At 67.9% G+C, this 11450-nt stretch carries 14 protein-coding genes; 8 read left to right on the top strand and 6 right to left on the bottom strand.

Going from position 1 to position 11450, the window contains the following annotated elements; all coding sequences use genetic code 11:
* Positions 1-13 precede the first annotated feature (13 nt).
* Both AB0M24_RS38860 and AB0M24_RS38855 read right to left on the bottom strand, forming a co-directional pair.
* Positions 14-805, bottom strand: coding sequence for a hypothetical protein (locus tag AB0M24_RS38860; RefSeq protein ID WP_363778499.1), 792 nt, complete (start codon positions 803-805; stop codon positions 14-16).
* The gene (locus tag AB0M24_RS38855; protein WP_363778497.1) at positions 802-1182 is read right to left on the bottom strand and encodes a hypothetical protein; all 381 of its coding nucleotides are present in this window, start codon (positions 1180-1182) and stop codon (positions 802-804) included. Before AB0M24_RS38855 ends, AB0M24_RS38860 begins: the two co-directional genes overlap by 4 nt.
* 96 nt (positions 1183-1278) lie before the next feature.
* On the opposite strand from AB0M24_RS38855, the gene AB0M24_RS38850 reads away from it, so the two are divergent.
* Positions 1279-2814, top strand: coding sequence for an FAD-binding oxidoreductase (locus AB0M24_RS38850; RefSeq protein ID WP_363778495.1), 1536 nt, complete (start codon positions 1279-1281; stop codon positions 2812-2814).
* On the opposite strand, the gene AB0M24_RS38845 is transcribed toward AB0M24_RS38850, so the two are convergent.
* A complete protein-coding gene (locus AB0M24_RS38845; RefSeq protein WP_363778493.1) occupies positions 2795-3067 on the bottom strand; it encodes a YggT family protein in 273 nt (90 codons plus the stop codon). The two genes, AB0M24_RS38850 and AB0M24_RS38845, sit on opposite strands and share 20 nt — an antisense overlap.
* Positions 3068-3151: 84 nt before the next feature.
* Here AB0M24_RS38845 and AB0M24_RS38840 point away from each other — a divergent pair, with 84 nt between their 5' ends.
* From AB0M24_RS38840 to AB0M24_RS38815, 6 genes are all read left to right on the top strand, one after another.
* Positions 3152-3481: a TfoX/Sxy family protein gene (locus AB0M24_RS38840; protein ID WP_363778491.1), complete on the top strand. Its 330-nt coding sequence runs from the start codon at positions 3152-3154 to the stop codon at positions 3479-3481.
* On the top strand, positions 3478-3735 hold the full coding sequence (locus AB0M24_RS38835) for a hypothetical protein (RefSeq protein ID WP_363778489.1): 258 nt from the start codon (positions 3478-3480) through the stop codon (positions 3733-3735). Before AB0M24_RS38840 ends, AB0M24_RS38835 begins: the two co-directional genes overlap by 4 nt.
* 95 nt (positions 3736-3830) lie before the next feature.
* Complete coding sequence (locus AB0M24_RS38830) at positions 3831-6155, top strand: immune inhibitor A domain-containing protein (protein WP_363778487.1); 2325 nt, start codon at positions 3831-3833, stop codon at positions 6153-6155.
* A gap of 10 nt (positions 6156-6165) precedes the next feature.
* Positions 6166-6612, top strand: a complete 447-nt coding sequence (locus AB0M24_RS38825; protein WP_363778485.1) for a nucleoside deaminase — start codon at positions 6166-6168, stop codon at positions 6610-6612.
* Positions 6613-6653: 41 nt separating this feature from the next.
* Positions 6654-7340, top strand: a complete 687-nt coding sequence (locus AB0M24_RS38820) for an SDR family NAD(P)-dependent oxidoreductase (RefSeq protein ID WP_363778483.1) — start codon at positions 6654-6656, stop codon at positions 7338-7340.
* Between the two features lie 31 nt (positions 7341-7371).
* Positions 7372-8439: a pentapeptide repeat-containing protein gene (locus AB0M24_RS38815; protein WP_363778482.1), complete on the top strand. Its 1068-nt coding sequence runs from the start codon at positions 7372-7374 to the stop codon at positions 8437-8439.
* On the opposite strand, the gene AB0M24_RS38810 is transcribed toward AB0M24_RS38815, so the two are convergent.
* From AB0M24_RS38810 to AB0M24_RS38800, 3 genes are read right to left on the bottom strand one after another with little or no spacing between them, the layout of a single operon-like run.
* Positions 8390-8752, bottom strand: a complete 363-nt coding sequence (locus tag AB0M24_RS38810) for an STAS domain-containing protein (protein ID WP_363778481.1) — start codon at positions 8750-8752, stop codon at positions 8390-8392. The two genes, AB0M24_RS38815 and AB0M24_RS38810, sit on opposite strands and share 50 nt — an antisense overlap.
* A 27-nt stretch (positions 8753-8779) precedes the next feature.
* Positions 8780-9544, bottom strand: a complete 765-nt coding sequence (locus AB0M24_RS38805; RefSeq protein ID WP_363778480.1) for an iron-containing redox enzyme family protein — start codon at positions 9542-9544, stop codon at positions 8780-8782.
* Positions 9544-10611 (bottom strand): glutamate--cysteine ligase, encoded by a 1068-nt coding sequence (locus AB0M24_RS38800; RefSeq protein WP_363778479.1) that lies wholly within the window; start codon positions 10609-10611, stop codon positions 9544-9546. Before AB0M24_RS38800 ends, AB0M24_RS38805 begins: the two co-directional genes overlap by 1 nt.
* 49 nt (positions 10612-10660) lie before the next feature.
* On the opposite strand from AB0M24_RS38800, the gene AB0M24_RS38795 reads away from it, so the two are divergent.
* Positions 10661-11422 carry a DNA topoisomerase IB gene (locus tag AB0M24_RS38795; protein WP_363778478.1) on the top strand — a complete coding sequence of 254 codons (762 nt, stop codon included), beginning with the start codon at positions 10661-10663 and terminating at the stop codon, positions 11420-11422.
* Positions 11423-11450: the final 28 nt, after the last annotated feature.

The following is an 11450-nucleotide window of genomic DNA, read 5'->3' as shown; positions in this document are numbered from 1 at the left end:
CCCGTCGCGCGGGTCATTTAGGTGGTGGCACCTGGTAGAGCTGCAGTGCGCTCTGGCCCGAGCAGCCGTACTCGCCCGGCTGCGTCTGCACGCGGGGCGGGTACCACGCCTGGACCGTTCCGTCGGCCAGGCGCACGCCGTTCAGGCAGTCACCGCCACTGCCCGCGATGACACCGACGGCGCCGTCCTTCACGAAGGCGTCGAGGCGCGGGTCGACCCACGGCAGCTTGGTCTGCTCGTCGACCGGCACCGGCGGCAGCTTGGCGCGCAACGCTTTCAGCACCTCGTCCTGCGTTGGCGCGGGTGGCAGCTCGGCGAGGATCGTCTTGAAGGCTTCGAGGTAGGTGTCCGGCACACCCGTCTTCTGCGCGGGTGGCGGCATGATCGGCCTGGCGTTCTCGGGGCAGCGGATGCGGTCGGGGCCGCCCTTTGTGACGCCGTAGTAGGTGAAGTCGGCGCGGTAGCACGCGAGCACCGGGTCCTGCTCCCAGAGCCGGAAGGACTGCGACTCCGAGGTGCCGGGGTCGTAGACGCGGAACACCAGGCTCACGCGCACTTTCTCCGGGTCGTTCGTCGGGCTGTCGGTGATGCCGATGACCGCGAAGTACTTCTGGTCGGTGTTCCCGTGCAGGGCGGAGCGGGCGTAGGAGTTGCCGTCGACCCCGACCGGGTAGCCGATGCGATCCGCGACCTCGTGGGCCTTCTTGTCGGTGGCGCTGGTGCCGTCCGGTCTCGACACCAGGTACATGGCCCCGCCCAGCGCGGTCATCAGCACCAGCAGAAGCGCGATCCCCCAGGACTTCACGGCGTCGCCCCCGTGCCGTTCTGCGGGCAGTCGACGCGCCTAGGTCCGCCGGTCTTCCCGTAGTAGTTGAAGGTCACCTCGTAGCAGGCGGTCATGGCGCGGTGGTAGCCGCCGAACGCGGCACTCATGTCGCTCAGCTCGTCGTGGTGGATCTGGATGACGTCCCACCGGCTGGTCCCCTCGAGATCGGTGAGGCGGTCCGGGCTGGTGGTGCTCTTGACGACCGGTGGTCCGCTGGCGCACCAGGGCATGCACTGCGCGTACTGATCGGCCGCGGCATCCGTCCACCAGTCTCCTGGCGGCCGGGTCGCGTAGTGCCACGCTGTTCCGGCGGCGAGTGCTGCCGCGGTCAAAGCCACTATTCCCCCAGGCTTCATGCCTGCGGACGCTAGTGGTCCGGACGCCCGTCGCGCGCCCGTACTTCTACTCATCCCTATTTCAGAACTTGGGAGTTTCGCTTATCGTTGCTCGCCATGACAACGAGGTCGTGGTGGGGCTGGGGCAACGTCGAGGACGCCGTGACTCCTTCGGAGCGCGGTGAGCTGGTCTCGCGCGTGCGGGCGGTGTTGCCGGACGCGGACCTGACGTTCCACGCTCCGCCGGATCCTTCGTCGCTGGACGTGCCGCCGCCCCGCGTCGTGCCTCCCGGCGATCTCTACTCGACCGATGTCGTCGACCGGCTTTCGCACGCCCGTGGTCAGGCTTACCGCGACGTCACTCGCAACCTCGCCGGTGACGTCGGACCGCTGCCGGACGCTGTCGCACGGCCGCGCACCGAGCAGGACGTCGTCGACGTGCTCGACTGGTGTTCGTCGGCCGGTGTAGCGGTGATTCCTTTCGGTGGCGGCACTTCCGTGGTCGGCGGGGTGGAGCCGCGTTCGTTGGACCGTGTCGTCACGCTGGATCTCTCGCTGCTGGACCGGGTGCTGGAAGTCGATCCGGTGTCTCGTGCCGCGCGGATCCAGGCGGGCGTGTTCGGACCATCGCTGGAGGCGCAGCTGAAGGCTTCCGGACTGACGTTGCGGCACTTCCCGCAGTCGTTCGAGTTCTCGTCGCTCGGCGGCTGGCTCGCGACCCGCGCCGGCGGCCACTACGCGACGCTCTACACGCACATCGACGACCTGACCGAGTCGCTCCGGGTCGTGACGCCCGCCGGTGTCTCCGAGTCGCGCCGGCTGCCGGGGTCGGGCGCGGGTCCGTCGCCGGACCGCCTCTTCCTGGGCTCCGAGGGGACGTTGGGCGTGATCACCGAGGCGTGGATGCGGCTGCAGTCGCCACCGTCGTTCCGCGCGGGGGCTTCGGTGCGGTTTGCGTCGTGGGAGCGTGCGGTCGAGGCGACCCGGCTGATCGCGCAGTCCGGGTTGAACCCGGCCAACTGCCGTCTGCTGGACCCGGCCGAGGCGTTCCTGAACGCCGGTTCGCCGTCTTCGGTGCTGGTGCTGGGTTTCGAGTCGTGCGATCACCCGGTGGACGCGCTGCTGGCGGCCGCGTTGGAGCTGTGCGGTGACGGCGAGGTCGTCGAGGGAGCGGCCGCGCAGTGGCGGAAGTCGTTCCTGCGCATGCCTTACCAGCGCGATGCCATGGCACAGCACGGGATGATCACCGAGACGTTCGAGACGGCGTGCACGTGGGACCGTTTCGCGTCGTTGCACGCTGCTGTCGTCTCGGCGGCCACTGATGCTTTGCGTTCGGTGTGCGGCATCGGCGTCGTGACGTGCCGCTTCACCCACGTCTACCCGGACGGCCCGGCGCCGTACTACGGCATCTACGCGCCAGGGCGGTGGGGCAGCCTGACCTCGCAGTGGGACGAGATCAAGGCCGCGGTGTCGGAGGCTCTGCTGTCTGCAGGCGGCACCATCACTCACCACCACGCAGTGGGCCGCGACCACATGCCCTGGTACTCCCGGCAACGCCCCGACGTCTTCGCGCTGGCCCTGTCCGGCGCCAAGGCAGCACTGGACCCCGCCGGACTGTTGAACCCCGGCGTCCTCACGCCACGATCGACCTGAGGATCAGCGCCAGCACGAACACCACGGTGAACGCCAGATCCAGCCCGAACCCGCCGAACCGCAGCGGCGGCAGGATCTTCCGCACGGGCGCCAGCACGGGCTCGGTGACCGCGTGCGTCACCCGCCGCACCTTCCAAACCCAGTCGCCGCGGGCTTCCAGCGTGACAGCCCAGTCCACGATCATCCGGCCGATCATCACGAGGATGAACAGCGTCAGCAGCCAAAAGAGCACGAAGCCGACCAAGCCGAACAAGATGGCCTCCCTATGTCCTGTATGTCCATCAAGCCACACGAATCTGAGAGGCGCCTGGCAACTCGCTGAGACAGTATTCAGCGTGTGGCTTACGACGAGGCTTTGGCCCACCGCCTGGGCGACGTGCTGGGCGCGTTGCCCGGCGTGATCGCCAAGAAGATGTTCGGCGGCGTGGTCTTCATGTGGAACGGAAACATGCTGGTAGGCGTCATGGGCACGGACCTGATCGCCCGCGTCGGGCCCGAGGCGCACGAGGATGCGCTGGCCCAGCCCGGGGCGCGGGTGTTCGACTTCACCCGGCGGCCGATGAAGGGCTGGGTCGTGGTGGACGGGGCGGTTGTGGCGGAGGACCAGGCGCTGGAGGACTGGATCGCGCGGTGCCGCGAGTTCGTGGAAGCGCTGCCGCCGAAGTGACCCTCCTGGATCGGGTCCGCGAGCACTTCGCCGGCAACACTCAGATGCGCGAGATCGACCGTGCGACCGGCACCGTGACCCGCGTGCACTACGAGGTGTTCCTGGTTCTGCGCGACACCGGCAAGCGCATGACCGAGGCGGGCTTCACCGGTTTCGAGCTGGACCTGGCTCTGTTGCGCGCTGACGGCTTCCGCAGCAGCTTGCCCTTCGGCTCCCGCACCATCGAGAAGGTGTCCGAGTGGCAGGGTCGCTGAGACGCGGCGTGTCCGGTTAGTCCCGACTTTCGGACGTGTTGAGCTGCGGATCAGCTACGTAGCGTGCCCTCCGGATTCCGAGAGGGGAACGAACCGTGCGAAGACTACTGGCGGGGGCAGCGGCGCTCACGCTCATCACGGCGGGCCTGGTCACGCCGGCCACCGCGGCGCCGGCGCAGCAGCCGGACCCGCAGGTGCAGCAGCAGGCCGACGAGCAGCCGCACGAGCTCGAGGTCAAGCGCCGCGCGTTGAAGCAGCAGGCGCTGGCCGAGGTGCTGACGGGGGAGGCCAAGACCGAGAAGCGCGGCACCAGCACCGTCGCGAAGGTCGGCAAGAAGCAGAACAAGGACCAGTACGTCGAGCTCAAGCGGGAGAAGACCGACAAGATCTTCGTGATCCTGGCGGAGTTCGGCAACGAGCGGCACCCGGACTACCCGGACCGCGACACGAGTCCGACGACGCCGGGGCCGCAGCGGTTCGACGGGCCCACGCACAACCAGATTCCCGAGCCGAACCGGGCCGTGGACAACACCACGATCTGGAAGCCCGACTTCAGCCAGAAGTACTTCCAGGACCTGTACTTCAGCCGCAAGAAGGACGCCAACTCGGTCGCGAACTTCTACGACAAGCAGTCGAGCGGCCGCTACACGGTCAACGGCCTCGTCAGCGACTGGGTCAAGGTCAAGTACAACGAGGCGCGCTACGGTCGCAGCAACGGGTTCCCGTGCAACGACAACATCTGCAACAACTCGCGTGAGCTCATCAAGGACGCCGTCACGCAGTGGGTCGCGGACCAGCAGGCCGCCGGCAAGACCACCGCGCAGATCAATGCGCTGCTGGCCGAGTACGACCAGTGGGACCGCTACGACTACGACTCCGACGGCGACTTCAACGAGCCCGACGGGTACGTCGACCACTTCCAGATCGTGCACGCGGGTGGCGACCAGGCCGACGGCGACCCGTTGCAGGGTGAGGACGCGCTGTGGAGCCACCGCGGTTACGCGTTCAAGAACTACTCGACCGGGCCCGGCACCAACAAGCTCGGCGGCGCGCCGATCGGTGACACCGGCATCTGGGTCGGCGACTACACCGTGCAGCCCGAGAACGGCGGCGTGAGCGTCTTCGCCCACGAGTTCGGTCACGACCTCGGTCTGCCGGACCACTACGACACCAACGGCGGCGCGAACGGCGTCAACTGGTGGTCGATCATGGCGCAGAACCGGGTGAACGCGCCCGGTGAGGCTCCTGGCGAGCGTGCCAACGAGTTCTCCGCGTGGGACAAGCTGCAGCTCGGCTGGCTCGACTACGAGGTCGCGGTCGCGGGGCAGGAGAAGGTGTTCGAGCTCGGCCCGCACGAGTACAACACCGCCAAGGCGCAGGGTCTCGTCGTCGTGCTGCCGGACATCTCCAAGAGTTTCGACTACGGCGCGCCTTTCGCGGGCACCAAGATGTGGTGGAGCGAGAAGGGCAACGACCTCGACAACTCCATGACGGTCCCGCTGGACCTGCGCGGCAAGACGTCGGCGTCGCTGAGCATGAAGGCCCGCTACGACATCGAGGTGGACTACGACTACCTCTACGTCGAAGCGTCCAATGAGGACGGTAGCTGGACGCAGCTCGACGGCGTCGCGAACGGTCAGCCGTTCCAGCGCGACTCGGCAAACGCTCCCGCGCTCAGCGCCTCGTCCGGTGGCCAGTGGGTCGACTTCAGCGTCAACCTGAACGCCTACGCGGGCAAGAACACCAAGCTGCGCCTCGCGTACCGCACCGACGGTGCTCTGGCGCTGCAGGGCTTCCTCGCCGACGACATCACCGTCACCGCCGACGGCACCCCGGTGCTGACGGACGGCGCCGAGGCCACCTCGCCGTGGACCACGCGCGGCTTCCGCACGACCGTGGGCAAGGAGACGAAGACGTTCGACCAGTTCTACATCGCGTCGAACCGCACCTACGAGTCGTACGGCAAGTACAACAAGACCGGCCCCTACCGCTTCAGCTTCCCGGACAAGCCCGACTTCGTGGAGCACTTCGCGTACCAGGACGGTCTGCTGGTGTCGCTGTGGAACACCTCGTTCCTCGACAACAACGTCAGCGACCACCCCGGTGAGGGTCTGATCCTGCCGATCGACGCCAACCCGGCGCCGATCTACAACCTCGAGGGCCAGCGCTGGTCGACCTCGGTCGCCGGCTACGACGCGCCGTTCGGGCTGCAGAAGTCGGACTCCTTCACGTTGCACGTCAACGGCAAGGCCTCCTACATCCGCGGCGCGGCTGCCCAGCCGACGTTCGACGACACCAAGCAGTTCTGGTTCGCCGAGCAGCCCCAGGCAGGCGTGAAGCTGCCCGCGGTCGGCGTCGGTCTGAAGGTGCTCCGGCAGTCCGGCACGTCGATGACTGTGAAGTTGTTCAAGACGAAGTAGTTTGTCGCGTATGACAGCTGCTTCAGACATGCTGGCCGTCGCCGTCGAAGAGGCGCGGATGGGACTCGCCGAAGGCGGAATCCCCATCGGCGCGGCACTCTTCGACGGCGACGGCCGTCTGCTGGGCCGGGGCCACAACCGCCGCGTGCAGGACGGCGACGCCTCGATGCACGCGGAGACCTCGGCCTTCCGCAACGCCGGCCGCCAGCGCAGCTACCGCGGCACCACCATGGTCACCACGCTCTCGCCCTGCTGGTACTGCAGCGGCCTGGTGCGCCAGTTCGGCATCTCGCACGTGCTGATCGGCGAGGCCACGACGTTCTACGGCGGCCACGACTGGCTGGCCGAGCACGGAGTCGGCATCACGATCGTCGATGATGCTTCCCTGATCGAGCTGATGACCACGTTCATCGCCGAACGCCCCGAGCTCTGGTTCGAGGACATCGGCCAGGATTAACCCTTTGCCGTGGAGTGCGCTCCAGGTCTTAGGTTCGAGGTATGTCTTCCGTCCTCGTCACCGGCGCCAACAAGGGCCTCGGCCTCGAAACCGCTCGTCAGCTCGTCCAGGCAGGCCACACCGTGTGGCTGGGCAGCCGGGACGCCGCGCGAGGGGAGGAGGCGGCTTCGTCTGTCGGCGCGCGGTTCGTGCAGCTCGACGTCACCTCGGACGAGTCGGTCGCCTCGGCGGCCAAGGTCGTGGGTTCGTTGGACGTGCTGGTCAACAACGCCGGCATCGCTCCGGAGTGGACGGAATCCGGCGTCGTCGGCGCGGGCGAGCTCACCGCCGACCTGATGCGGGAGACGTTCGAGGTCAACCTCTTCGGCATCGTCCGCGTGCTGCACGCCTTCCTGCCGTTGTTGGAACGTTCTTCGGCACCGGTCGTGGTCAACGTGAGCAGCCGCCTCGCCTCGCTGGCCACGGCTTCGGAGGGCAGCGGCTATCCCGGCGTCGCGTACCCGGTGTCGAAGGCCGCCGTGAACATGGTGACCGTGCAGTACGCCAAGGCGTTCCCCGCCATGCGCATCAACGCCGTCGAGCCCGGCTTCACCGCCACGGATCTCAACCGCGGCACCGGGCGGCAGACCGTCTCGGAAGGGGCCGCGATCATCGTGAAGATGGCGCAGATCGGTCCGGACGGGCCGACCGGTGGTTATTTCGACGCCCAGGGCACGCTGCCCTGGTAGCGCTTTTGGGGTGAAACGCGACCTGTAGGGCATGACGGCCAAGAAGCCGATGTCGCCCTGGAAGATGCCGCTGGTCGCGCTCGTGATCCTGGTGCTGACGGCTGCGGTGCTGGCGCTGTTGTGGCTGTGGGTGAACGGGCAGAGGTGGACCGATCCGGAGAAGCGCACGCTCGCGCAGCTCGAAGTGATCAAAGTGGCGTCCGGTGTCGCATTGGGAGGCGGTGGCCTGTTCACGCTGTACCTGGCGGCCCGGCGGCAGCAGCACCAGGAACAGGCCCAGGCCGACACCAACGCGGACGCCGAAGCCCGCCGCATCACCGAGCTGTACACGAAAGCGGTGCAGCAGCTGGGCGAACCGCAGGCGCCGGTCCGGCTGGGCGGCCTGTACGCGTTGGAACGGCTGGGCCAGCAGCACGCCGAGATGCAGCAGACCATCGTCAACGTGCTGTGTGCCTACCTGCGCATGCCCTATACGCCGCCGGACGGGCAGACCCCAGATGTCGAGGCGCAGCAGGAGCGGGAGGTGCGGCTCACCGCGCAGCGCATCCTGACGGCGCACTTCTACGCCCCCGACCCGGAGACCTATTGGGGACTGCGGCAGATCGACCTGACCGGGGCCGTGCTGATCGACCTCGCCCTGAACTGGCGCAGCCTGGGGCCCGCGAAGTTCGACGGGGCACGGTTTCTCGGCGAGACAGATCTCAGAACGACATTCGCCCGCAGTGCTTCGTTCGCTGGTGCGTCGTTCGAGGGTGTGACTTCCTTCGAAGGTGCGTCGTTCGAGGTAGACGCCGTGTTCACCCGTGCCTCTTTCGGCCAGTTCGTGTCGTTCCAGAAGGCGACGATCTACTGCTCGTCGTTCGACGACGCCGTCTTCAGCGGGAGCGCCGATTTCGGGCAGGCGCGGCTGCACCGCTGGTCATCGTTTCGCCGGGTTTCGTTCGGCAGCGCCGTGTGGTTCACCGGGGTGGTGTTCGCGAAGGGCACCGACCTCGACACAGCGGCGTTGGCCAAGCTGCCCGAGTTCGAAGATGCGACGTTCAGCGACGTCACGACGAGTAGCGAGCTACCGCCTCGTCCACCGACGCCAGCATCGTGAACACCGAGTCCAGCCCCGTCGCCTCGATCGGCCGCAACGCAGCCCGCACCGAAGCCACCACCACGAAGTCGACGTCGGCCTTGGCTGCCCGCTGCTGCCCCAGCACGAGCGCCTCCAACCCTGCTGAACCCAGGAACCGGACACCGCCGAGATCGACCACGACAGCCCGTTGACCTGGCACCACGTGGGCGTCGAGCGGGGTGGTCAGTTCGCTGCTGGACGTGGTGTCGAGCTCGCCGGACACGTGCAGCACCACGACGTCGGGTGCGATCCGGTCGACTACCACGGAGGCCAGCGCGGTGGGGTCCGGCACGGTTCTCCCTCCAAACGAAAAGCGGGGTCAGCACCCCACGTTAACCCTGCCCGCGGACGCCAGCCAGCGGCCACGCAGCGAGGTGCGGCCCGCGGAAAGCGACGCGTGGACGTGCTGGGTCAGGCGGGCGTGCAGTTCGTGGCACGCGGTGAAGCCGAGGCGGATGTCCTCCGGCGGGCACTGGACGGGCAGGAGCTGGGCGAACGGGTCGCCGCCGATCGTGTCGACGGCGGTCAGGAACCCGACCAGACAGCCGACGAGGCGTTGGTGCAGGCCGAACAACGACAGCGCGTTCACCAGGGCCAGGGTCAGGGCGGGCATCTCGTCGACGGCCGAAGGCTCCACGTCGCGCAACGTCACGGCGAACAGGACCGAGTGCGTGCGCTCCGAGCGGGTGCCGTAGGCGTCGCCCTGGATGTCGCGCAGCACCGAGCGCATCTCGCGGCGCGGCTGCCAGAACGCGTGGTGCTTGCGCAGCTCGGCCACCCCGTCGGACGAGAGCGGCGCGGGCTGCGTGATCTCGGTCAAGGAGCGCAACGCGGACTCCCAGCGCTCTTCCAGTGCCGCGTGGAACTGGGCCAGAGCGGAGTTCTCCTCCCAGCCGGGGGCGACGTCGTCGAACCCGCGCATCCGCAGCTCGTAGCAGATCCACAGCGACAGCTGCAGGTCGTCGTCGAGGAAGACCTCGCGGGTTCCGCCACTGACGAGCAACGCCGGGCGCACGACAGGAGGCCGGCGGAGTGCTGCGACCAGGGCTGAGCTCATGTGGCCGCGGGGAGCGGGGAGGCGCATCAGGTTTCCTCACGCGTTCGGGCGATCAGCATGTCCACAAGGGACTCGGGGTCCGGGCAGCGTCGTTGCCGAGCGGCACCGCAGCCGTTGTGGCGCAACCAGTCCATCTGCCGCTCCACAGTAGACAGAGTGCCGCGATCGCGCAGCGCGACCGCAACGTGCTCTACGAGCTCAACTGCTCGGTCGAACGCGGGGGAGAGTTTTCCGGTGTGTGGATCGGCGGCCAGTCCGTCGACCCCGTCGCGCGACGCCCGCCAATATGCCGCTCGCAGCACGGAATCGTCCACCCGTCCTTCGGAGGGTTCCGTCACGACGAGGGCACGGACCAGCTCGGCCAGAACGGCTACTTCCGTTGCCAGCTGCGGAATGTCCGCAACGCGCACTTCAACCGTCGGATGATCGGCCGACGGGCGCACGTCCCAGTACACCATCGCCCTGTCCAGCAACGCCTGCGTCGAGATGATCGCGTCGACCGTGCGGTCGTAGTGCTCGGGGCCGTCCCACCACGGCGGCGGCCCGCTCACCGGCCAGCGCGACCACACCATCGACCGCCAGCTCGCGTACCCGGTGTCCTCTCCGTGGTAGATCGGGGAGTTCGCGCTCATGGCCAGCAACGTCGGCAGCCACGGCCGCAGCTTGTTGGACGCCTCCAGCGCTTCGGCCTTCGACGACACGCCCACGTGCACATGCAGCCCGCACGCACCCTGCCCGATCACGAGTCTTCGGTGGGAGTACTCGATCTGGTGATATCTGGGGTCATCCGTTCCGGGGGGAGGACCGGCTTTCCCGATCGGCGGCATCCCCGTCGCCACGAGCCGGCACCCCGCCTCGTCGGCAGCGTCGACGAGCACCCGACGGGCACGCCGCACCTGGTCGGACAGCTCCTCGAAGGACGACGTCACCCCGGTCGCTATCTCGATCTGGAACGGTGTCAGCTCGCCCTGCACGTCGAGGTCACCGGGCGCGCGGGAGAGCTCCCGGACTCGGGGTGCCAGTGCTACCGGCCGCCGCGACTCGGGATCAACAAGAAGGAACTCTTGTTCCACACCGACCGTGTAGTGGTTCATCGGTGAGCGGGTACCCGCGATTCGTGCAGATCAACCCACAAGATCAAAAATGAGGCTGCGGCGCAGCGACCCGGCGAGATCCGGCTGGACGCGCGTGAAGCACGGCAAGGGCTTCCGCTACCTGGACGCCCACGGCCGACCGCTCTCGAAGAACGACGTCACCAGGGTGAAAGCCCTGGTCATCCCGCCCGCGTGGCAGGAGGTGCGGATCTGCCCGCACCCCAACGGGCACATCCAGGCCCTCGGCTACGACGACGTGGGCCGCCGCCAGTACCTCTATCACGACAAGTGGCGCACCGACCGCGACGCCGAGAAGTTCGACCGCGTCCTCGAGCTGGCACCGCGTCTGCACAAGTTCCGCGAACAGGTGGCCCAAGACATGAAGTCACGCGGCCGCAAGCGGTTGCTCGCCATCGCGCTGCGCATGCTCGACCTCGGCGTCTTCCGCGTCGGCCACGAGGAGTACGCCGACGACAACGGCACCCACGGCGTCGCCACGCTGCTGTGCGAACACCTCGAAGTCCGCGGAGACCGCATCAGGTTCAGGTTCCCCGCCAAGAGCGGCGTCGAGGTGGACGAGGAGATCACCGATCCGCGACTCGCCCGCGCCGTCCGAACGCTCCTCAAGAACCGGACCGCGGGCGATCGCGTCTTCGACCTCACCGCGGACGACGTCAACGAACGCTTCCGCGAGCTGGTCGGCGACGAGTACAGCGTGAAGGACCTCCGCACCTGGGCAACACATCTGCGGTGGCCAGGAAGTCCTACGTCGACCCGCGTCTCGTCGAAGCCTTCGAACGCGGTGAGGTGATCGGCGACGGAAACCCGGAACGGGCCAC

The sequence above is a fragment of the Lentzea sp. NPDC051838 genome, assembly GCF_040681245.1.
Classification (GTDB): domain Bacteria; phylum Actinomycetota; class Actinomycetes; order Mycobacteriales; family Pseudonocardiaceae; genus Lentzea.
The sequence above is the reverse complement of the archived record's forward strand: the minus strand, read 5'-3'. Positions and strand labels throughout refer to the sequence as shown.